Source organism: Pseudomonas sp. Ant30-3, from assembly GCF_000690905.1.
In the GTDB taxonomy this organism is placed as follows: Bacteria; Pseudomonadota; Gammaproteobacteria; order Pseudomonadales; family Pseudomonadaceae; genus Aquipseudomonas.
This window is the reverse complement of record NZ_JMCL01000149.1, coordinates 1-19620: the sequence shown is the minus strand read 5'-3', so window position 1 is coordinate 19620 and position 19620 is coordinate 1. Positions and strand designations below refer to the sequence as shown.

Here is a 19620-nt window from a genome sequence, read left to right as displayed (position 1 = left end):
GCTGTCGGTTGGCCCGCCGTATTTCAACGCGCTGTTCATTCCGTTGATGGCGTTGCTGATGATGGTCATGGCGGTCGGCATGCTGGTGCGCTGGAAAGACACGCCGGTCAAATGGCTGGTCGGCATGCTGACGCCGGTGTTGCTCGGCAGCGCCGCCTTGGCGGTGGTCGCAGGTATCGTGTACGGCGATTTCAACTGGGCGGTCATTGCAACCTTCATGCTCGCTGCCTGGGTGTTGCTCGCCGGCGTGCGCGATATCTTCGACAAGACGCGCCATAAAGGTCTGATCAAGGGCTTGCCTACGCTGACCCGCAGTTATTGGGGCATGCAGACTGCTCACCTCGGCATCGCCGTGTGCGCGCTCGGCGTGGTGTTGTCGAGTCAGAACAGTGCCGAGCGCGATCTGCGCCTGGCGCCGGGCGAGTCGATGGACCTGGGCGGATATCAGTTTGTGTTCGAAGGCGCCAAGCACTTCGAAGGCCCGAACTTCACGTCCGACAAAGGCACGGTTCGGGTGATCCGCGACGGCAAGGAAATCAGCGTGCTGCATCCGGAAAAGCGTTTGTACACCGTGCAGAATTCGGTGATGACCGAAGCCGGGATCGACGCCGGTTTCACCCGTGACCTCTATGTTGCGCTGGGTGAACCTCTGGGCGACGGGGCCTGGGCCGTGCGCGTTCACGTCAAACCGTTCGTGCGCTGGATCTGGTTCGGCGGCTTGCTCACCGGCCTAGGCGGCTTGATCGCGGCAATGGATCGGCGTTATCGGGTCAAAGTGAAAAGCCGCGTGCGTGAAGCACTGGGCATGACAGGAGCCACTGCATGAAGCGCTGGTTGATGCTGTTGCCGCTGGCCATTTTTCTGCTGGTCGCGGTTTTTCTGTATCGCGGTTTGTACCTGAATCCGGCCGAGTTGCCCTCGGCGATGATCAACAAACCATTCCCGGAATTTTCCCTGCCAGCGGTGCAGGGCGACAAAACCCTGACCCGCGCCGATATTGTCGGCAAACCGGCGCTGGTCAATGTCTGGGGCACCTGGTGCATTTCCTGCCGGGTCGAGCATCCGGTGCTGAACAAACTGGCCGAGCAGGGCGTGGTGATTTACGGCATCAACTACAAGGACGTCAACGCCGATGCCTTGAAGTGGCTGGCTGAATTCCATAACCCGTATCAGCTGGATATTCGCGATGACGAAGGCACGTTGGGCTTGAACCTCGGTGTTTACGGCGCTCCGGAAACCTTCTTCATCGACGCCAAAGGCGTTATCCGCGACAAATTTGTCGGCGTAATTGACGAACAGGTCTGGCGTGAAAAGCTCGCCGGTAAATATCAGGCGCTGGTCGATGAGGCCAAGCCATGAAGCGCTGGATTGCCGCTGTTGTTTTGGGCTTGAGCATGGCCGGCATGGCCCACGCGGCCATCGATACGTATGAGTTCGCCAGAGAGAGTGATCGTGAACGATTCCGCGAGCTGACCAAAGAGCTGCGCTGCCCGAAATGCCAGAATCAGGACATCGCCGATTCCAATGCGCCGATCGCAACCGACCTGCGCAGAGAGATTTTTCGTATGCTGGGTGAGGGTAAATCCAACCAGCAGATCATTGATTTCATGGTCGACCGCTACGGTGATTTCGTCCGCTACAAGCCCGCGCTGAACGCCAAAACCGCGTTCCTCTGGTTCGGCCCCGCCGCTCTGTTGCTGGGCGGGTTTGTCATCATTGCCGTGATTGTCCGTCGTCGCCGCGTGCAACGTTCCGACACCCCGGACTCGCTTTCTGCCGAGGAGCGCGAGCGCCTCGACCACCTGTTGGATAAAACCAAGAATGATTGATTTCTGGCTCGCTGCAGGCTTGCTGCTTCTGGTTGCCCTGAGTTTTCTGCTGATTCCGGTTCTGCGCGGCCGTCGTGCGCAACTTGAAGAGGATCGCACGGCCCTCAACGTCGCGCTGTATCAGGAGCGCGTTGCCGAGTTGCAGACACAGCAGGAAGAGGGCGTGCTCGATACCGCGCAAGTGGACACCGGTCGCGCCGAAGCGGCGCGCGAACTGCTCGCAGATACCGAGGGCGTCGAAGCGCCACGCGTGTCGCGTCTGGGCAAACCGTGGCCGTTGCTGGCGGCGATTCTGGTGCCGGTGGTCGGGCTTGGGCTTTACCTGCATTTCGGTGCCAGCGACAAGGTCGAGCTGACCCGCGAATTCGCCCAGGCTCCACAATCGATGGAAGAGATGACCCAGCGCCTGGAGCGCGCGGTCGAGGCTCAGCCAGACTCGGCGGAAGGCCTGTACTTCCTCGGTCGCACCTATATGGCTCAGGATCGTCCGGCCGACGCGGCGAAGATTTTCGAGCGCACTGTGGCGCTTGCCGGGCGTCAGCCTGAATTGCTCGGGCAGTGGGCGCAGGCGCAATACTTTGCCGATGGTAAAAAATGGTCGGACAAGGTTCAGGCGCTGACCGACGAAGCGTTGAAGGCCGATCCGAAGGAAGTGACCAGCCTCGGCCTGCTGGGCATCGCCGCGTTTGAGAGCGAGCGTTATCAGGACGCCATCGATTACTGGAATCGTCTGCTGGCGCAATTGCCGCCGGAGGATAATTCCCGCGCCGCGCTGCAGGGCGGAATCACCCGCGCCAGCGAGAAACTGCTCGCCAGTGGCGGCAAGGTGGCCGAAGCGCCGGTGGCCAAGGCTGCGGCGCTGCTCAAGGTCAGTGTCGACCTCGCCCCCGAGCTCAAGGCCAAAGTCCAGCCCGGCGACAGCGTGTTCATCTTTGCCCGCGCCACGTCCGGCCCACCGGCGCCGCTCGCCGCGAAACGCCTGACCGTGGCCGACCTGCCGGCGACTGTCGAGCTGGGTGATGCCGATGCGATGATGCCGCAATTGAAACTGTCGAACTTCCCTGAAGTCCAACTGGTTGCGCGCATTTCCCGCGCCGGCCAACCGACTGCCGGCGAGTGGATCGGTCGCAGCCAACCCTTGGCCAGCAGCACCACCGCACCGCAAAAACTGACAATTGACAGCCCGGACAAATAACAGGAAGCCTTCATGACGGCCATCGCTCGTATCACCCTGCTCAGTATCATGGTCCTGGGCTTAAGCGCGTGCGCGGTCCAACGACCAGAGCCGACGCGAACGCCGCTGCCGCCGATCCCGCCGTCGCAGCCGAGCCCGACGCCGTCCACCTCACCGACGCCGAGCAAGCCAAGCATCCCGGCGAAGCCTGCTAAACCGGTGCCGCGCACCTCCGCCAGCTTCGCCCCGCCACCCGGTGGCAACAGCCATTGGGACGCCAAACTCGGCGTATACGTGCTGGACGACCAGACCAACACCTTCTACCGCCAGCGCACGTATTACCGCTGGAACAACGGCTGGAGCCGCTCGATCAGCCCGAACGGGCCGTGGGAAGACACGGATATTCAGGGTGTTCCGGGAGGGTTGGGACGCAAATTCGGGCAGTGACTGCCCAGGCAAAACAAGGCGACCTTCGGGTCGCCTTTTTGTTATGGTCGCCGAATTAATTCCGGGCTGAACAGGCTTGGGACAGCCAAGAGGTTTTATCGATGTCGGGCAGGTTGATCTATCTCATCGGACCCTCAGGTTCGGGCAAGGACAGCCTGCTGGATGCCGCGCGGTCACAATTGGCGCAACGCAATTGTCGTATCGTGCGGCGAGTCATCACGCGCTCGGCGGAAGCCGTGGGCGAAGCGGCCCACGGCGTCAGCGCGCAACAATTCGCCGATATGGAGGCGCAGGGTGAGTTCGCCCTGAGCTGGCACGCCAATGGCCTCGCTTATGGCATCCCCCTTGAAATAGACGATTGGCTGGCGGCGGGGCAAGACGTGCTGGTGAATGGCTCCCGTGGTCATCTGTCGGCCACCCGACTGCGCTATCCGAATGCGCTGGTCCTGTTGCTGACGGTGGATGACGCAGTATTGCGCCAGCGTCTGCTGGCGCGCGGGCGGGAATCTGCCGCCGACATCGAACAGCGCCTGGCACGCAATGCCCGGTTCAGAGCCGATGCTGGCACTGACTCATCACTGCAGGTGATTGATAATTCCGGGCCGCTGGAGCAATCGGTGCAGCGCCTGCTTGCTTGCCTCGACAGGTAATCCGATCGGCCTTCGAGCGCCTTCCAATCACACTCTGTAAAACAACTGCAGTTCACGCGGCTGAATTCCGTGCTTGAATAAATATAACTCTAGGGTTACTTTTGTCTAAGCCCGAGCAAGGAGGCGCGTGGTGCAAAGCAGGCTTTTGATCAAGGAATTGGAAGAGGCGGGTTGGGTACTGGATCGAATCACGGGTAGTCATCACCTTTTCACTCATCGTTACAACCCCTACACGATTCCCGTTCCTCATCCAAAAAAGGATCTACCGATCGGAACGGTCAAAAGTATCAGGAGGCGAGCCGGGCTGTTGTGCCCGCAAGCCAGTTACGCAGGAGATCCATAGATGCAATATCCAATCTGTATCGAGTGGGGCGACGAGAAAACCGCCATCGGTATTCAGATCCCTGACATTCCCGGCGCGGTGACGGCTGGGGATACCTTTGAGGACGCTTATAACGCGGCGATCGAAATTGCCCACATCATGCTTCAGGAAATAGCGGCTGACGGTGCGCCCATTCCCATGCCGACCTCGGCGGCCGAGCATCGCGGCAACCCGGATTTTGCTGACATGGGATGGGGCATGCTGGAACTGGACATCGCGCCGTACATGGGCAAGACCGAAAAGGTCAACGTCACGCTGCCGGGCTATGTGATTCAACGGATCGACCGGTATGTGCGCGAGCACAACGTCAAAAGCCGCTCGTCCTTTCTGGCGGATGCGGCGATGGAGAAGCTGGTTCGGCATTGAGTCTGTATCACCACCTTTGCGGGCAAGTCAGCTTGCCCGCGAAGCTTTTAGCGCGATATCAAGCAGCAGCGAGCGAACGCTTCTCGGAAACACTCAGGAACCGCACCAGCGCCAGTAACGGAAAAGCGCTGCCGACAATCACGATCCACAACCAGCCACCGTGTTCATACACCGCGCTGGCAATCGATGAACCGAACGCGCCGCCGATGAAAATGCTGGTCATGTACAGGGCATTCAGGCGACCACGGCTCTTGGCATCAAGGGCGTAGACCGCGCGTTGGCCGAGGACCATGTTCATCTGCACACAAAAATCGAGGACTACCCCGGTGACCGCAAGGCCGATAACGCTGTAGAGCGGATGGATGAACGCCGGCAGGAAACTCAGGCTGGCAAACAGCAGGGCCAGCAGCGATGCCATGCGGGTATGGCCGGCATCGGCGAGGCGGCCGGCGATGGGCGCGGCGATGGCACCGATGGCGCCGACCAGGGCGAAGATCGCAATTTCGGTTTGCGACAGGCCATGATTGCGCGCCAGTTCCAGCGGAACAGCGGTCCAGAACAGGCTGAATGAGGCAAACATGCAACCCTGATAGAACGCGCGCTGACGCAGCACCGGTTGCTGGCGTAGCAGCGTCCACAGGGAACCCAGCAACTGGCCGTAAGTGGCGTTATGGTCGGGTTGGCGTTTGGGAATCGTCAGCGCCAGCACGATGCTGATCGCAGCCATCAAGCCCGCTGCAATCATGAACATGGCACGCCAGCCGAAGTGGTCGGCGATCACACTGGACACCGGCCGCGCCAACAGGATGCCGAGAAGCAAACCGCCCATGATCCCGCCGACCACGCGGCCCCTGGATTCTTCCGGGGTCAGGTGTGCCGCCAGGGGGATCAGGATCTGCACCGACACCGAACTGAAACCCACCAGCAACGAAATCAACAAGAACACGTTGGGCTGATCGGTGAACGCCGCGCCGAGCAGGCTGGCAATCGCGACCACGGTGGTGATGATCATCAGCCGGCGGTTTTCCAGCAGGTCGCCCAGCGGTACAAGGAAGAACAGACCCAGCGCGTAGCCAATTTGCGTCAACGAAACGATCAGGCTGGCCATGGTGCTGGTCAGGCCGATGTCCGGCGCGATCAGGCCGATAATCGGCTGCGCATAGTAGATGTTGGCTACGATCGCGCCGCAACAAAAGGCGAACAACAGCACCATGCCCTTGGTCATCGTCGCGGCGCCATGAGTGGCCTGATTCGGTTGATTCATCTTGAGTCTCGTCGAACTGAATGGGTAGGAGTGAGCGCAGATTAAAGCGCTGTCCGACATCTTTTGAATCAATTTGCAGTGATAGTGATTATGCCAGGGGGGAATGGGTGCTCGCAGGCTTCATTTGCCCGGTAAATCGCCATAAAAAATGGCTGGCGTCAAGCATTGTGTTGAAATCACGCGAAGCTTGAAACCATATATGGGGCAATAGGTTAGCTCTGTTTCATGCCGTTCGCAGAGGATGCGGCATTGTGGGCTGGGAGCCACATAAGAGCCTGGAGAAAGAGAGTCGAGTCGCGTTGCAGCGATGGAGATTGCCAATGGCTGGCAGGCTTGTTCAGTCATCTTAGCCGATTCCCTCGCAGCCTATCCAGAACGGAGAACGCGCAGCGTTGGGCTGCGCGTTCGAGGGATGGTCAGTCTGCTTCCAGTGCATCTTCAGCTTGGCTTCGGTGGCACGGCCTTGCTGCCGTTTCCTTTCCTGAATCCCCGATCCCCCGCCATGAACGCCTCCAGCATGTGCGGGATCAGCGTCGAGGCATCGACCGCCTCGCCATACGCCTGCGCGTGCAGCGCGGCATAGCGGTCGAGATCGGCTTTCAAGCTGGCCGGGCAAGCGAAGGTCAGCTTGACGCTTTCGGTCTTGGGTAGCGGCCCCAGCCGCAGTTTCTTGGTCGTGCTCATCGAGAAGTCCCCTTGTTGAAGAACAGCGGCTGATAAGGCCGTAGCACCAGATCGCGGTTGACGATGATGCGCACCGGCAAGCCGGGGCGGCTGGCCAGCGTGGGTTGGATGTTGAGATTGCGCCGGGTCACTTCCTGGCCGACCTGGTTCACGGTGTCCTGCAGGCTGTCGCGCCCGGCGATGATGACGCGATCGCCGTCCTGGCGGTTCTCAGGTGCAGCCAGTTCGGCACCGACACCCAGCAGCGTGGTCAGCACGGCACCTGCAAAGATCCGATCCCAATGCCAGTCCACGTCGTCCTCCAGACCGGCATAGCCTGCCGGGTCGGTGCCGATCAGGTTGTCGAGCGTGAGCGAAGACGTGTCCGGCAGGATGATGCGGTTCCACACCACCTGCACGCGACTCTGGCCGTAGCTGACTTGGCTGTTGTACTTGCCCAGGATGCGCGAACCCTGTGGGATCAGCAGGAACTTGCCGGTGGCCGTGTCGTAGATCGGCTCCGTCACCGTGGCGATCACGTCGCCCGGCAAGTCCGACTTGATGCCCGTCACCAGCGCCCCAGCGACCACCGTTCCGGACATGACCTGATACTGCGAAGCCGGCAGGGTCAGATTGCCGGAATTACGGGTTTCCGTGGAACCACCTTTTAGGAACGCCTCTTTCTGGTCTTGCCGGTTCTGCGCGGCAGTCGGATCAGCAGGCTGGGCCGCCGTCGAGGCCGGGCCAGCGGCCAGCGGGTCGAAAGCGGCATTGGCAGCGAAGCCTGGTGCGGCAGCGACCTGCGACTGCGCCACAGGCGCTGCTTGCGGGGAACCAGTGCGGAAGAACACCGATGAAGCCGCAGCCGCTTCTGCCTCCTTGCGCAGCGCATCGTTGGGGTCGTAGCCCGACGCGGCATAGGTGGCGGCGACCGGCTGCTGCGAATTGACGATGGCTGGCCCCAGGTCGCCGGGTAAAGGAGGCCCCAGCTCCGGCACGTCGGGCGGCAGCGCTGGCAGCTTGGAATAATCCGTTGGCAACGCATCCAGTCCTTCGGAGCGCGAGACGCGATCCACGTTGTACAGCTCCGTGGATTCGCCCGCGCCGCGTTGCTGCGGTTGCAGTGACCAGATCAGCGCGCCCATCACGCCAACCGACAGGCCGCCGGCGAGGATCGCCAGCGTGCGCCGGTTCAGGCGCGTGACCGGTCGCGGTTGAGCGCGCAGCGCCACCGCCTCGGGTGCCATCTTGTCCGCCTGCGGCGTGGCAAGGTCGGGAGTGTCGTCCTGGCTCATGCTCAGTTCCTCCCGACGATGCCATCCGCGCGCTCGATGCGCACCATATCGCCCTTGTCGGCCCCCAGGCGCAGTTCTGCTGCACCGAACAGGCGATCCACGATGTAGTACGGCGAGCGGAAGCGATAGTTCACCAGTTGCCCGTCGCCCTGTGCGCCGATGACGAACAGCGGCGGCAGCTCGCCCTGGGCGATGCCTGCCGGGAACTGGATATAGACCTTCTCGCCATCATCAAAAGCGCGCAGCGGTTTCCACGATGGATTGCTGCCGCTGATTGCATAGCGAAAGCGGATGTTATCCAGCGACAAGCCTGCATCGACCGGCGCGGCAGCGTTGGCGGCTTGGGCTTGGCGCCGCAAGGCCAGCATTCGGTCTTTCGGGTAGTCCCAGGACACCGACGCCATCCATGCCTTGTCGGTCGAAGTCAGTTCCAGCAGGTACGTCCTGCGGCTGGTGGTAATGACCAGATTGGTCTTCAAGCTGGAACGGATAGGCTTGACCAGCACATTGACGCGCAGATCGGCCCCGCTGCCGCTGGAGGTGTCACCGACGATCCAGCGCACGGTATCGCCCGCAGCGACCGTCACCAGTTCCTCGCCAGGCTGGAGCGCGATCACCGTCACGCGACCTACTGACGCATAGACCTGGTACAGCGCGCCATCGCTATACGGCCAGACCTGGATCGCATTGACATAGCCTTCGCGCGTCGGAGCCACCCGTGCCTCGGCATTGGCTTTCGAGACACGTACCGTCTCATCAGCCGGTTCAGGCGCAGGCTTCGCATCCTTTTCCTCCGGCACTGGCTTCAACTGCTCAGGCAATGGCAGTGGCTCTGCAATAGTGACCACCTCGATCGGCACAGGCATTTCCGGCAAAGGCTCCGCCTGTACCGGCTCATCCAAGGAAATCACTGGCGGGGGTTTGCCCTGCGTGGCGCAGCCGGCCAAGGCCAGCACGACAAGCGGCAAAGCGTAAAAACGGAAAGGCACATTCATGGCTTCACTCCTTCAGACGAATCCAGTTCACGGCTCCACGACAGGCCATTGACGTAGATGCCCAGCGGGTTGCGGCGCAGGCGTTCTTCGGTGCGCGGGGTCTGCTGCACGATGGACACCACCGCCGTCCATCGCTCCAGCCCGGCAGCCGCGCCATTGACGTAGCGGCGTTCCGTCCAGCGCACGTTGAACGACGCATCACTGGCGCGAACCACGCTGGTGATCTGCACCGTCACCGACTCCTTGCCGATGCGGGCGAACGGGTCATTGGTGCGGGCGTAGTCGTTGAGCACCGCCGCGCCCCGGTCGGTGGTGTAGTCGTAGGCATCCAGCCAGTTCTGGCGCACGACGATGGGGTCGATGGACAGCGAGCGCACCAGCGTCACGAAGCGCGCGATGTGGTGCGCGGTCTGCGCATCGGAGGGCCGGTACGGCGTGGCCGCTTCGCCCACGGTGCGCACCTGGCCGGACTGATCGACCTCGATGACATAGGGCGTAACGATGGACTGGGCCGAGCGCCACACCAGGCCGCCGGCCATCAGTAGCGCGAGCACCAGGCAGCCGAAGGCCATCAGCCGCCAGTTCTTGGCCTGCACGCGGGCCGAGCCGATGCGCTCGTCCCACACCTGGGCGGCGGCTTGATACGGGGTGGCAGGCTGTGGCGTATCGGCATAACGCACCTGCGGTCGTTTGAATCGCATGGAGTTCTCCTTGAAAGTCAGCTATCGGAATCCCGCAGGCTCGGGCCTTGGCCCGAACCGCCGCCGTCACCACCGCGCAGCGTGTGCGCGGCAGTGGTGGTGGCCTGGGTGAGTTGTTGGCGGCGTTGCAGGCGCTTGGCCCAGCCGGGTTGTTCCTGCTTCTGCGCGTTGGCCGTGTTGCCAGCGGCATCGCCTGCGGCGGCTGGCCCAGCAGTGCCGCCGCCTGAGCCGCCATCGGCACCAGAGCCTTGCCAGCCTGCTTTGAATGGCGCGGCCGCCTTGGCTGCCGCTGCCTTGATGCCAGCACCGGCGCGTTGGCCTGCCGTCTGTGCGCCGCCCTTGGCAACACTGCCCAGCCCTGCCACTGCACCCTTGGCCCCGCCGCCCGCAGCGGCAGAACCGGACTGGAAAGCCGACTTCGCGCTGCCAGCCGCCGAGGTCGTGGCCCGTGCGCCAGCCCCGGCGAGCTTGGCGGCAGCCGGTGCCATGCGCGCCCCGGCCATCACCGCACCGCCCACGCCGGTGGCGGCGGCACCTACGGCAACCGCCGCACCTGCGGTACCAACGGCGGCACCAGCCATCGCGCCGGCACCAAGCTGCGGTGCGCCGGATACCAGCCCGGTGGCAATACCAGGGCCGAAGATCCCCAATGCCAGCAGCGTCAATGAGGCCAGCATGATGACCACGGCATGGTCGATGGACGGCTCGGCTGGTTGCACCTGGAACTCGGCGAACAGGCCCGATCCAATGCCGACGATGACGGCCAGCACCAACACCTTGATGCCCGATGACACCACGTTGCCCAGCACCTTTTCGGCGAGAAAGCTGGTCTTGTTCCACAGCGCAAACGGCACCAACACGAAGCCCGCGAGCGTGGTCAGCTTGAACTCGGTCAGCGTGATGAAGAGCTGAATCGCCAGCACGAAGAAGCACAGGATCACCACCGTCCAAGCCAGGAACATGACCACGATGGGCATCATGTTGACGAACACTTCGGGAAAGCCCGCCATGTCGCTGATCTGCTCAAGGATCGGCGCCGCCGCGTCGATGCCGGTCTTCGCCAGTCGCCCCGGTTGTAGGAATTCGCCCATGCTCATCGTCGAGCCGCTGGCTGTCAGGCCCAGGCCCGCGAACGAGCGGAAGACGATGCTGGCCAGCCAGTTGAAGTTGTTGATGATGTACGCGAAGGCACCGACGTAGAGCACCTTGCGCAGCAACTTGGCGATCACGTCATCGCCCTGGCCGGTGGCGTGGCTCATCGCCCAGTACAGCCCGGCAATCGTCATGTCGATGACGATCAGCGTGGCGGTCAGGAATGCCACTTCGCCCTGCAGCAGCCCGAAGCCCGAGTCGATGTAGCGCGAGAAGGTAGCGAGAAATCGGTCGATCACTGTCACGTCGTTCATGGCACGTCCCCCTCGAAGGGCATGGCGTCCTGGTTACTGGAGGGCGTGTCGAAGCTCGGCTGGATCGGCGGCAGATCGGCCAGCGTGCGGAACTCGTCAGGCCCGGTTTCACCGGCGAAGAAGCGCAGCCGGAAAGCATCGGCCGCGGCCAGGCAGGCGTCCTCGTCTGCGGCCGTCCTGTCGGCGGCACACTGCGCATGCAATGCCTTGAACCGCACAGGATCGGCGGCCAGGGCAGCGGCTAGGTCTTCGGTCGGCTGCTGGCCGCAAGCGACCAGCAGCACGGGCAGCAGCAAGAAAGCGCATCGCATGGCCGTCTCCCGTCAGTTGCCGTAGAAATCCACGCGCTGCGGCGTGTAGGGCGTGCCATCACCCAGGAAACGGCGCGTTACTTCCCGGCCACGTTCGACAGCCGCTGCTTGGCGTGCCAGTTCCAGCGCGGCGGCGCGTTCCTGCGTGATCTGGAGCTGCTGCGCCTGGATCGACTGCTTGGTCTGCAGGGCCAGAAGCTGGTTGGTCGCCTGCATGGCTTGCAGCGCGCCGGTTGCTGACTGACTCTGGCTGACCAGATCGGACAGTGCGCTTTCGTCTTGGGCCAGGTTCTGCGACACCTGGGCCTGCATCCGCATCGCGGTATGCAGACCATTCAAGGTGTTCTTCCAGCGCTCCTGCGCGTCGCGTAGCATCTGGTCGCCGCTCACGGTCGCGGCGTACTGCTCCGGGTACAGCCGGGCGAAGGTGGCATCCATGCTCTGCACGTCATAGGCCAGACCGCGCGCCTCGGCGATCAAGCGCTCGGTCGTGGCGAGCGTCGAGCGCAAGCGATTGACGATGTTGAAGTCCAGATTCGCCAGATTACGCGCCTGGTTCATCAGCATCTGGGCTTCGTTCTGAAGCTGGTTGATCTGGTTGTTGATCTGCTCCAGCGTGCGCACGGCGGTCAGCGTGTTCTGCACGAAGTTCGACGGGTCGAACACTGTCAGCGCGGATGCGGGCTGAACGGCCAGCAGCGACACCGACAGCACGGCGGCGAGCGAGGCGGACAGCAAACGGGGCTGGGTCTTCATGGTGAAACCTCCGGTCGTTGAGAAGCGAGGAAGGACGCTGCTGCCGGTGAGGACGGCAGCAGGTCGGCGGCCCAATCGAGGCCGCGATGGCGCAGCCACGCGCCGGCAAATCCCGGTGTGCCGGCGTCCAGCAGCACGCGATCCATGTCGCGTTGGTCTTGCGGGATGGAAGCCCCGGCAAAGGCCAGCGTGGCTGGCCCCAGGTCGAGGTCGAACAGGCGATTGCCCAGGCGCGATTGGTAGTAGTAGTCACGCTTGGGCTGCGCGGTCGCCACGATCTCGATCTGGCGCGCGTTCAGCCCAAAGCCTTCGTAGATCGTGCGAATCTGCGGCTCGGTGGCCTGCGGGTTAGGGAGAAAAATCCGACTGGCGCAGCTTTCGATCACTGCCGGGGCAATGCTCGAATCCTTGATGTCGGCCAGCGACTGGGTGGCAAAGATGACGCTCACGTTCTTCTTTCGCAGCGTCTTCAACCATTGCCGGATGCGGGCGGCAAACACCGGGTCATCGAGGAACAGCCAGGCTTCATCGAGTATCAGCAGCGTGGGTGCGCCGTCGAAGCGTTCATCGAAGCGGGCGAACAGGTAGCCCAGCACGGCCAGCACCGCCGCCTTGCTGTGCATCAGCTCTTCCATCTCGAAGCCCTGCACGCTGCCGGAGCCCAGTCGGTCGGCATCGGCGTCCAGCAGCTTGCCGTGGGCACCACCCAGCACATAGGGTGCGAGCGCCTGGCGCAGTGCGTTTGATTGCAGCAGTACCGACAGGCCCGTCAGCGTGCGTTGCTCCGCTGGCGCACCGGCCAAGCTGCCTAGTGCCGACCAGATCGCAGCCTTCTCGTCCGGGCCAATGACGACACCTTCATGCAACAGGCGGCCTTCCACCCATTCGGCGGCCCAGGTGCGGTAGCCCTCCTGGTCGATGCGGGCCAATGGCTGAAAAGCAATCGCCCCGTCATTGCCGAGGTCGTAATGCTCGCCGCCCAGCCCGAGGATGGTGGCGCGCATCGAGCGGCCCATGTCGAAGGCGAAGATGCGCGAGCCGGGATAGCGGCGAAACTGCATTGCCAGCGTGGCGAGCAGCACCGACTTGCCCATGCCGGTTGGCCCGGCGACCAGCGTGTGGCCCACATCGCCGATGTGCGTCACCAGCCGGAACGGCGTCGCGCCATCGGTGCGGGTGACGATCAGCGGCGGGCCATCCAGATGCGCGTTCTTCTCCGGCCCGGCCCACACGGCGGACAGCGGCATCATGTGCGTCAGGTTCAGCGTCGAGACGATGGGCTGGCGCACATTCGCGTAGGCGTTACCGGGAATGGACGACAGCCAGGCATCCACCGCGTTCAAGGTTTCGGGGATGGTGACGAAGCCGCGCCCCTGAATGACGCGCTCTACCATGCGCAGCTTCTCGTCGGCCACGGCAGGGTCGGTGTCGAGCACTGTCACGGTAGCCGTCAGGTAGCCGAAGGCCACCTGATCGCTGCCCAGTTCTTGCAAGGCGGCGTCTGCATCGGCGGCCTTGTTGTTGGCGTCGGTATCGACCAGCGGGCTTTCCTGCTGGAAGATCGTTTCACGCAACAGCGCGACGACATTCTTGCGCTTGGCGAACCACTGGCGACGCAGGCGTCCAAGCTCTTTTTCCGCTTCGGCTTTGTCGAGGCAAAGGAACCGGGTTGCCCAACGATAGCCGAAGCCCAAGCGGTTGAGGTCGTCCAAAATCCCCGGCCAAGTCGAGGTCGGAAAGCCTCGCACCGACACCACGCGCAGGTGCTGATCGCCCAGCATGGGTGCCAGACCACCGACCAGCGCGGAGTCGGCCAGCAATGCGTCGATGTGGAATGGCACCTCGGGTACGCCGACGCGGTAGCGCCGCGTGGACACCGTGGCGTGCAGGTAAGTCAGTGTCTGGCTGTCATCGAGCCAGGCAATCTCCGGCATCACGCCGTCGAGCAGGTCGAACACGCGATCCGTTTCCGCCACGAAGGCTTCCAGCCGACCCTGCCAGTCCACGCCATCGCCCGGCGCATTCTCATAGAGCATCTTGGCGGCACGGGCGCGGGATTCTTCTGGTGGCAGGTAGGCCAGCGTCAGGTGATAGGCGCTCTCGTAGTGGTGGCCGGATTCCTCGAAGGCTGCACGGCGTTCTTCCTCCACCAGCCAGGACAACGGCTCGGGGAAATCGGAACGTGGATAGCCCGCCGCTGCGCAGCGCTCGGCTTCGATGAACAAGGCCCAGCCCGACCCCAGGCGGCGCAGTGCGTTGTTCAAGCGTGCCGACGTGGCGATCAGCTCGCCTTGCGTGGCGCTGTTCAGATCCGGCCCGCGAAAATGTGCCGTGCGCTGGAACGAGCCATCCTTGTTCAAGACGACGCCCGGCCCGATCAGCCCGGCCCAGGGCAGCCAGTCGGCCAGCAGTGCGGGCCGCTGGCGGTATTCGGCAAGGTTCAGCATGTCGGCACTCCCCTATGCGTCCAGCAGCGGCTTGTGCTTGATGTGCCGGGCGAAGACCTGCATGAACTGCGGATCGACGCGCGCGCCCCAGACCGCCAGCGAATGGCCGGCGATCCAGAGCACCACGCCGGGAATCCACAGTTGCAGGCCCAGCCCGACGGCGGCGGCCAGCGTGCCGTTGGCAATCGCCACGGTGCGCGGCGCACCGCCCAGCAGGATCGGCTCGGTCAGCGAGCGATGCAGCGGCACTTCAAAGCCCGGAAGATCGGTGGCCGTGCTCATACGACGGCCCCGCCGGAGAAGCTGAAGAACGACAGGAAGAAGCTCGAAGCCGCGAAGGCGATGGACAGGCCGAAGACGATCTGGATCAGCTTGCGAAAGCCGCCACTGGTATCGCCGAAGGCCAACGCCAGGCCGGTGGCGATGATGATGATCACCGCGACGATGCGGGCTACCGGCCCCTGGATGGATTCGAGAATGGATTGCAGCGGGCCTTCCCACGGCATTGAGGAACCGGCGGCCTGCGCCGTGCCCGCCAGCAACAGCATCAACACCGCGAGCAGCAACCCTTGTCCTGCGGGTCGGGCCAGGCGATGCAAACGCGCCAGCATGGGCAGCGGGGAAAGCGGGTTTACAGAAAGACGGAAAGCATCAACGTGCGTCATGGCAGTTCTCCAGGTTGTTCAGGGATCGAGGAAGGCGTAGCGGCAGCGGCTGTAAGAGGAACCGGCGGCAGCTCGGGAAGCGTCGCTTCCAGCGCATCCGCCAGGCGGTAGCCCGCGCCGTCGAAACCGACGACGCGGGAAATGGTTTCGACGTGGCGCTTGCGGCCGCGGCCTGCGATGTGGATCACGACATTGACCGCCTCGGCGATCAGGGCGCGGGGCGGATTCACCGCCACTTCGAGGATCAGTTGCTCCAGGCGCAGCAGCGCGCCCAACGCGGAGCCGGCATGAATGGTGGCGATGCCGCCGGGGTGGCCGGTGCCCCAGACCTTCACCAGATCCAGCGCTTCGCCGCCGCGCACTTCGCCGACGATCACGCGGTCGGGCCGCAGGCGCATCGTGGCCCGCACCAGCTCGGTCATGGACACGACGCCGGCGCGGGTGCGCAGCGGCACATGGTCGCGGGCCGCGCATTGCAGTTCGATGGTGTCTTCGAGCACCAGCACGCGGTCGCCGGTGGCGGCGATCTCGGCCAGCAAGGCATTGGCCAGCGTGGTCTTGCCGGTGCTGGTGCCTCCGGCGATCAGGATGTTGTGCCGCTCGCGCACGGCATGACGCAGAAACTCGGCCTGCCCAGTGGTCAGGATGCCATCAGCCACATAGCGATCCAGACCGATGATGCTCACGGCACGCTTGCGCAGCGCAAAGGCCGGGCCGGGTGCGGCGGGCGGCAGGATGCCCTCGAAGCGTTCGCCGGTTTCAGGCAGTTCGGCGGTCAAGAGCGGTTGGCCGCGATGCACCTCCGCACCGACATGGGCGGCGACCAGGCGGATGATGCGTTCGCCATCGGCTTCGGGCAGTTCGACGCCGAGCGGCGCACGGCCAGACGACAGCCGATCCACCCACAATGTCCGGTCGGGGTTGAGCATCACTTCCACCACGTCCGGGTCTTCCAGCGCAGCGGCGATCACCGGCCCCATCGCCGTGCGCAGCATCTGGATGCGGCGATCCTGGGATGCTGCAGCGGATGAGCGCGGTTCGGGCGGGATTTGAGGAACGGCACTCATGACGCACGCTCCGCAGTGCGTTCATGGGCGGCGGCCATCGCGGCCGCGTCATCCATGCGCATCTCGAACTCACGATCCTGGGGATGCAGTTCTTCCACCACGTCCCGTACCAGGCTGCGGCCACGCAGCAGGTGGCGGCCTAACTGTTCGACGAACTGCTCGAAGCGCGCCTTGCCCTGCGCGCGAGCCGCATCCTGATGGGCCTCCGGCACCGGCGTGCTGACGGTCAGGTAGTAGCGGACGAATAGCGCCAGCGTCTCGATCTGGATGTTCTGGTCACGCTCCAGGCGCTCGGCCTGCCGCGACAGGCGATCCAGTCGTTTGGCGATGGCGGCCTCACGCTGGTCGCCGGCATCGGGTGACAGCCAGGACGCCAAGGCAGCGGCGACGATGCTGGACTTTGACACGCCTTTCTTCGCGGCCAGCTCGTCCAGACGCTTGGCGTGCTCGTGCTGGATGAACAGGTTCAATCGGTATTGGCTCATATGTCGATTCCGTCGTTGGGGTCGAGAGATGCCAGCCGCGCCGTGCGTTGCAGGGCGGGGTCGAACTGGCCGGGAAGCAGCGGGGGCATGTCGTCGTCATCGAGCAGCGCCAAGTCGCTGGGCGTGTAATCGGGTTCGGGGTCGTAGGCGACGGTTTCGGACAGCTCGGGCTGACGGCGGGGGCCGCCGTCGTCGGAGCCACCCAGGTCATCGGCAGATGCCGTGGCCTGTGCCGCAGGCACGGCCGGGATCGCCAAACCGCTCCAGTCATCGGGACGTGCAGGCGGCACATCGGCATAGCGGCCTGCCGTTAGCGCAGGCGGCGGCAGTACCCGCTGCTTGAAATTGGCATCAGCGTAGTAGCGCAACTTCTTGGCCTTGATCGGCGCGACGCTGGACACCATCACCACTGATTCGTCTGGCGCAAGCTGCATGACTTCGCCGGGCGTCAGTAGCGGCCGCGCCGTCTCTTGGCGGGACACCATCAGGTGGCCGAGCCACGGCGCAAGTCGATGGCCTGCGTAGTTCCGCTGCGCACGCAGTTCGGTAGCCGTGCCCAGCGTTTCGGAGATCCGTTTCGCCGTGCGTTCGTCATTCGTGGCGAAGGTCACGCGCACATGGCAGTTGTCCAGAATCGAATGGTTCTGCCCATACGCCTTGTCGATCTGGTTGAGCGACTGCGCGATCAGGAAACTGCGGATGCCGTAGCCGGCCATGAAGGCCAGCGCCGTCTCGAAGAAGTCCAGGCGCCCCAGAGCCGAGAACTCGTCGAGCATCAGCAACAGCTTGTGGCGGCGCTCAATGCCGTCGCTGCCATCGAGCGACTCGGTGAGCCGTCGCCCGATCTGGTTGAGGATCAACCGGATCAGCGGCTTGGTGCGGCTGATGTCCGAAGGCGGCACCACCAGATACAACGACACAGGGGATGCAGACGCGATCAGATCGGCGATGCGCCAGTCGCAGCGCGACGTGACTGCGGCCACGGTCGGATCACGGTACAGGCCGAGGAACGACATGGCGGTGCTCAACACGCCGGAACGCTCGTTGTCCGACTTGTTGAGCACTTCGCGGGCGGCGGACGCGACAACGGGATGCGGTACATCTCCAAGATGCCGCGTGGTCATCATCCGATGCAGCGTCAGCTCGAACGGGCAAGCCGGGTCACTGAGGAAGTTCGCCACGCCGCGCAGCGTCTTGTCCTCTCCCGCGTAGAGCACATGCAGGATCGCGCCGACCAGCAGCGCATGACTGGTCTTCTCCCAGTGGTTGCGCTTCTCCAGCGCCCCTTCGGGATCGACCAGGATATCGGCGATGTTCTGCACGTCGCGCACCTCGTGCGCGCCGCGCCTCACTTCCAGCAACGGGTTGTAGGCCGCCGAACTGGCATCGGTCGGGTTGAACAGCAGGCAGTGGCTAAATCGACTGCGCCAGCCAGCGGTGATCTGCCAGTTCTCGCCCTTGATGTCGTGGATGACGGCGGATGCCGGCCAGGACAGCAGCGTCGGCACCACCAGGCCCACACCCTTGCCCGAGCGCGTGGGCGCAAAGGTCAGGACGTGTTCCGGCCCTTCGTGCCGCAGGTAGTGGCCGTCATGCTGGCCGAGAAAGACGCCGGCGGGCTGCGTCAGCCCGGCCTTGCGAATGTCGGCGACATCGGCCCAGCGGGCCGAGCCATAGGTCGTCACTTTGCGCGCCTGGCGCGAGCGCCACACCGACATGGCGATGGCGACCACCACGGCCAGCAGGCCGCTGCTCGCCGCGATCATGCCGCCGGTGTCGAACACCTGCGGCGCGTAGGCGTCGAAGAAGAACCACCACTCGAACAGCTTCCACGGGTAATAGACCGGCGTGCCGTGGAAGTCGAACCAGGGCGCGCCCAGGCGTAGCTGGTAGCCCAAGGCGGCGGCGGTCCATTGCGTGGCACCCCACACACCGGCGATCACGATGCCGAAGACGGCGGCGATCTGCCCGAACAACACGCCCTGAGCTTGCATACCCTGGCCTCCGATTTCTCCTGCGCTGATTCCCCGTGGAAAACGCGGCACAAAGGCGTGCCGCAGGCGTCAGGATCGGTGCCGGTTCAGTGCCGGTCAAAGACCGTTATCGGCAGCAAGGTGATGCAAAAAGCATGGTGTCATGCAGAGGCGAAACCAGTAAAAACGCCGCAGGCGTGAGCGCGCGGCGGCGTGTCGAGAAAGAAAAATCAAGATTCGCGGCAGAAAGCCAACAATCAGAACTTCGGCGGCGTGTAGGGCGTGTTTCCATAGCCAAAGAAGCGCTTGTTCGTCGCCTCGGCCACCCGGTTGCACAGCACGTCTCCCATCGTCGGGCGTTCGGTCTTGCACTGGCGGCGCAGCTCCCTCAGGCGCGCAGGATCTGCGACCAGCTCTTCCACGGTCGGTACATTGGTTGCCTGTTTCGGTGTTTCGGACTGGCCGCAAGCGGACAGCGCGGCGACCAACAGGAATGGGGCGATCTGCTTCATGGTCATGACTCGACTTCCTCTTGGGAATCGGGTTCAAGGGGGGGCGTGGCTCTGATGCCGTCCGGCGATTCGATGGCCTGCACACGCTCGATAAAGCGTGACAGCACGTCCGAGGATCCACCTTCCCGGTGCAGCACATAAGTGGTCAGCATGGGTGAGCGACCCGCCAGCGGCCGAGCCACAATCCCAGGCTCACGGCTGCCTGCGATATGCGGCGCTCCGGCTAGGCCCA

General features: G+C 63.7%; 24 protein-coding genes and 1 pseudogene. 8 read left to right on the top strand and 17 right to left on the bottom strand.

Annotation, left to right across the window (positions count from 1 at the left end; translation table 11 throughout):
- The 8 genes from DU29_RS0127075 to DU29_RS0127045 all read left to right on the top strand — a co-directional run.
- The coding region (locus tag DU29_RS0127075; protein ID WP_028624506.1) for a cytochrome c-type biogenesis CcmF C-terminal domain-containing protein at positions 1-826 on the top strand (826 nt) is incomplete at its 5' end.
- On the top strand, positions 823-1359 hold the full coding sequence (locus DU29_RS0127070; RefSeq protein ID WP_028624505.1) for a DsbE family thiol:disulfide interchange protein: 537 nt from the start codon (positions 823-825) through the stop codon (positions 1357-1359). The genes DU29_RS0127075 and DU29_RS0127070, both read left to right, overlap by 4 nt.
- Complete coding sequence (locus DU29_RS0127065) at positions 1356-1829, top strand: cytochrome c-type biogenesis protein (RefSeq protein WP_028624504.1); 474 nt, start codon at positions 1356-1358, stop codon at positions 1827-1829. Before DU29_RS0127070 ends, DU29_RS0127065 begins: the two co-directional genes overlap by 4 nt.
- On the top strand, positions 1822-3024 hold the full coding sequence (gene ccmI / locus DU29_RS0127060) for a c-type cytochrome biogenesis protein CcmI (RefSeq protein WP_028624503.1): 1203 nt from the start codon (positions 1822-1824) through the stop codon (positions 3022-3024). Before DU29_RS0127065 ends, ccmI begins: the two co-directional genes overlap by 8 nt.
- A gap of 12 nt (positions 3025-3036) precedes the next feature.
- Positions 3037-3450 (top strand): hypothetical protein, encoded by a 414-nt coding sequence (locus tag DU29_RS0127055; RefSeq protein WP_028624502.1) that lies wholly within the window; start codon positions 3037-3039, stop codon positions 3448-3450.
- 101 nt (positions 3451-3551) lie between these two features.
- Positions 3552-4100 (top strand): phosphonate metabolism protein/1,5-bisphosphokinase (PRPP-forming) PhnN, encoded by a 549-nt coding sequence (phnN, locus tag DU29_RS0127050; RefSeq protein WP_028624501.1) that lies wholly within the window; start codon positions 3552-3554, stop codon positions 4098-4100.
- 130 nt (positions 4101-4230) lie between these two features.
- Positions 4231-4443: a type II toxin-antitoxin system HicA family toxin gene (locus DU29_RS1000000131880; protein ID WP_081832551.1), complete on the top strand. Its 213-nt coding sequence runs from the start codon at positions 4231-4233 to the stop codon at positions 4441-4443.
- On the top strand, positions 4444-4848 hold the full coding sequence (locus DU29_RS0127045; RefSeq protein ID WP_028624500.1) for a type II toxin-antitoxin system HicB family antitoxin: 405 nt from the start codon (positions 4444-4446) through the stop codon (positions 4846-4848).
- A gap of 58 nt (positions 4849-4906) precedes the next feature.
- On the opposite strand, the gene DU29_RS0127040 is transcribed toward DU29_RS0127045, so the two are convergent.
- From DU29_RS0127040 to DU29_RS01000000130565, 17 genes and pseudogenes are all read right to left on the bottom strand, one after another.
- On the bottom strand, positions 4907-6112 hold the full coding sequence (locus DU29_RS0127040) for an MFS transporter (protein ID WP_028624499.1): 1206 nt from the start codon (positions 6110-6112) through the stop codon (positions 4907-4909).
- 120 nt (positions 6113-6232) lie between these two features.
- A complete protein-coding gene (locus DU29_RS1000000132685) occupies positions 6233-6457 on the bottom strand; it encodes a hypothetical protein (RefSeq protein ID WP_152635595.1) in 225 nt (74 codons plus the stop codon).
- A gap of 93 nt (positions 6458-6550) precedes the next feature.
- Positions 6551-6796, bottom strand: a complete 246-nt coding sequence (locus DU29_RS0127035; RefSeq protein WP_009398072.1) for a DUF2274 domain-containing protein — start codon at positions 6794-6796, stop codon at positions 6551-6553.
- Positions 6793-8070: a TrbI/VirB10 family protein gene (locus DU29_RS0127030; RefSeq protein ID WP_028624498.1), complete on the bottom strand. Its 1278-nt coding sequence runs from the start codon at positions 8068-8070 to the stop codon at positions 6793-6795. Before DU29_RS0127030 ends, DU29_RS0127035 begins: the two co-directional genes overlap by 4 nt.
- 2 nt (positions 8071-8072) lie before the next feature.
- A complete protein-coding gene (gene trbG, locus DU29_RS0127025) occupies positions 8073-9065 on the bottom strand; it encodes a P-type conjugative transfer protein TrbG (RefSeq protein ID WP_009398076.1) in 993 nt (330 codons plus the stop codon).
- Positions 9062-9766 carry a conjugal transfer protein TrbF gene (gene trbF / locus DU29_RS0127020; RefSeq protein ID WP_009398078.1) on the bottom strand — a complete coding sequence of 235 codons (705 nt, stop codon included), beginning with the start codon at positions 9764-9766 and terminating at the stop codon, positions 9062-9064. The genes trbG and trbF overlap by 4 nt, the downstream gene beginning before the upstream one ends.
- Before the next feature lie 17 nt (positions 9767-9783).
- The gene (trbL, locus tag DU29_RS0127015; RefSeq protein ID WP_028624497.1) at positions 9784-11172 is read right to left on the bottom strand and encodes a P-type conjugative transfer protein TrbL; all 1389 of its coding nucleotides are present in this window, start codon (positions 11170-11172) and stop codon (positions 9784-9786) included.
- Positions 11169-11483 carry a hypothetical protein gene (locus DU29_RS0127010; protein ID WP_009398080.1) on the bottom strand — a complete coding sequence of 105 codons (315 nt, stop codon included), beginning with the start codon at positions 11481-11483 and terminating at the stop codon, positions 11169-11171. The genes trbL and DU29_RS0127010 overlap by 4 nt, the downstream gene beginning before the upstream one ends.
- A 12-nt stretch (positions 11484-11495) precedes the next feature.
- Positions 11496-12239 carry a P-type conjugative transfer protein TrbJ gene (trbJ, locus tag DU29_RS0127005; RefSeq protein WP_009398081.1) on the bottom strand — a complete coding sequence of 248 codons (744 nt, stop codon included), beginning with the start codon at positions 12237-12239 and terminating at the stop codon, positions 11496-11498.
- On the bottom strand, positions 12236-14686 hold the full coding sequence (trbE, locus tag DU29_RS0127000; protein WP_009398083.1) for a conjugal transfer protein TrbE: 2451 nt from the start codon (positions 14684-14686) through the stop codon (positions 12236-12238). Before trbE ends, trbJ begins: the two co-directional genes overlap by 4 nt.
- A 12-nt stretch (positions 14687-14698) precedes the next feature.
- Positions 14699-14968: a VirB3 family type IV secretion system protein gene (locus DU29_RS0126995; RefSeq protein WP_003462917.1), complete on the bottom strand. Its 270-nt coding sequence runs from the start codon at positions 14966-14968 to the stop codon at positions 14699-14701.
- Positions 14965-15351: a TrbC/VirB2 family protein gene (locus DU29_RS0126990; protein WP_022960600.1), complete on the bottom strand. Its 387-nt coding sequence runs from the start codon at positions 15349-15351 to the stop codon at positions 14965-14967. Before DU29_RS0126990 ends, DU29_RS0126995 begins: the two co-directional genes overlap by 4 nt.
- Positions 15348-16418, bottom strand: a complete 1071-nt coding sequence (trbB, locus tag DU29_RS0126985; RefSeq protein WP_022960601.1) for a P-type conjugative transfer ATPase TrbB — start codon at positions 16416-16418, stop codon at positions 15348-15350. The genes DU29_RS0126990 and trbB overlap by 4 nt, the downstream gene beginning before the upstream one ends.
- Positions 16415-16903 (bottom strand): ribbon-helix-helix protein, CopG family, encoded by a 489-nt coding sequence (locus tag DU29_RS0126980; RefSeq protein ID WP_008294937.1) that lies wholly within the window; start codon positions 16901-16903, stop codon positions 16415-16417. Before DU29_RS0126980 ends, trbB begins: the two co-directional genes overlap by 4 nt.
- Positions 16900-18897, bottom strand: coding sequence for a conjugal transfer protein TraG (locus DU29_RS0126975; protein WP_008294936.1), 1998 nt, complete (start codon positions 18895-18897; stop codon positions 16900-16902). Before DU29_RS0126975 ends, DU29_RS0126980 begins: the two co-directional genes overlap by 4 nt.
- A gap of 236 nt (positions 18898-19133) precedes the next feature.
- Positions 19134-19388, bottom strand: coding sequence for an EexN family lipoprotein (locus tag DU29_RS0126970; RefSeq protein ID WP_024718240.1), 255 nt, complete (start codon positions 19386-19388; stop codon positions 19134-19136).
- A 2-nt stretch (positions 19389-19390) separates the two neighbouring features.
- Positions 19391-19620, bottom strand: a pseudogene (locus DU29_RS01000000130565) (LysR family transcriptional regulator); the annotation flags it as partial.

Excerpts from the sequence above, each read along its gene's own strand:
- DU29_RS0127070 (WP_028624505.1), top strand. The coding sequence starts at position 823 with ATGAAGCGCTGGTTGATGCTGTTGCCGCTGGCCATTTTTCTGCTGGTC.
- DU29_RS0127065 (WP_028624504.1), top strand. The coding sequence starts at position 1,356 with ATGAAGCGCTGGATTGCCGCTGTTGTTTTGGGCTTGAGCATGGCCGGC.
- ccmI (WP_028624503.1), top strand. The coding sequence starts at position 1,822 with ATGATTGATTTCTGGCTCGCTGCAGGCTTGCTGCTTCTGGTTGCCCTG.
- DU29_RS0127055 (WP_028624502.1), top strand. The coding sequence starts at position 3,037 with ATGACGGCCATCGCTCGTATCACCCTGCTCAGTATCATGGTCCTGGGC.
- phnN (WP_028624501.1), top strand. The coding sequence starts at position 3,552 with ATGTCGGGCAGGTTGATCTATCTCATCGGACCCTCAGGTTCGGGCAAG.
- DU29_RS0127045 (WP_028624500.1), top strand. The coding sequence starts at position 4,444 with ATGCAATATCCAATCTGTATCGAGTGGGGCGACGAGAAAACCGCCATC.
- DU29_RS0127040 (WP_028624499.1), bottom strand. The coding sequence starts at position 6,112 with ATGAATCAACCGAATCAGGCCACTCATGGCGCCGCGACGATGACCAAG.
- DU29_RS1000000132685 (WP_152635595.1), bottom strand. The coding sequence starts at position 6,457 with ATGACTGAACAAGCCTGCCAGCCATTGGCAATCTCCATCGCTGCAACG.
- DU29_RS0127035 (WP_009398072.1), bottom strand. The coding sequence starts at position 6,796 with ATGAGCACGACCAAGAAACTGCGGCTGGGGCCGCTACCCAAGACCGAA.
- DU29_RS0127030 (WP_028624498.1), bottom strand. The coding sequence starts at position 8,070 with ATGAGCCAGGACGACACTCCCGACCTTGCCACGCCGCAGGCGGACAAG.
- trbG (WP_009398076.1), bottom strand. The coding sequence starts at position 9,065 with ATGAATGTGCCTTTCCGTTTTTACGCTTTGCCGCTTGTCGTGCTGGCC.
- trbF (WP_009398078.1), bottom strand. The coding sequence starts at position 9,766 with ATGCGATTCAAACGACCGCAGGTGCGTTATGCCGATACGCCACAGCCT.
- trbL (WP_028624497.1), bottom strand. The coding sequence starts at position 11,172 with ATGAACGACGTGACAGTGATCGACCGATTTCTCGCTACCTTCTCGCGC.
- DU29_RS0127010 (WP_009398080.1), bottom strand. The coding sequence starts at position 11,483 with ATGCGATGCGCTTTCTTGCTGCTGCCCGTGCTGCTGGTCGCTTGCGGC.
- trbJ (WP_009398081.1), bottom strand. The coding sequence starts at position 12,239 with ATGAAGACCCAGCCCCGTTTGCTGTCCGCCTCGCTCGCCGCCGTGCTG.
- trbE (WP_009398083.1), bottom strand. The coding sequence starts at position 14,686 with ATGCTGAACCTTGCCGAATACCGCCAGCGGCCCGCACTGCTGGCCGAC.
- DU29_RS0126995 (WP_003462917.1), bottom strand. The coding sequence starts at position 14,968 with ATGAGCACGGCCACCGATCTTCCGGGCTTTGAAGTGCCGCTGCATCGC.
- DU29_RS0126990 (WP_022960600.1), bottom strand. The coding sequence starts at position 15,351 with ATGACGCACGTTGATGCTTTCCGTCTTTCTGTAAACCCGCTTTCCCCG.
- trbB (WP_022960601.1), bottom strand. The coding sequence starts at position 16,418 with ATGAGTGCCGTTCCTCAAATCCCGCCCGAACCGCGCTCATCCGCTGCA.
- DU29_RS0126980 (WP_008294937.1), bottom strand. The coding sequence starts at position 16,903 with ATGAGCCAATACCGATTGAACCTGTTCATCCAGCACGAGCACGCCAAG.
- DU29_RS0126975 (WP_008294936.1), bottom strand. The coding sequence starts at position 18,897 with ATGCAAGCTCAGGGCGTGTTGTTCGGGCAGATCGCCGCCGTCTTCGGC.
- DU29_RS0126970 (WP_024718240.1), bottom strand. The coding sequence starts at position 19,388 with ATGAAGCAGATCGCCCCATTCCTGTTGGTCGCCGCGCTGTCCGCTTGC.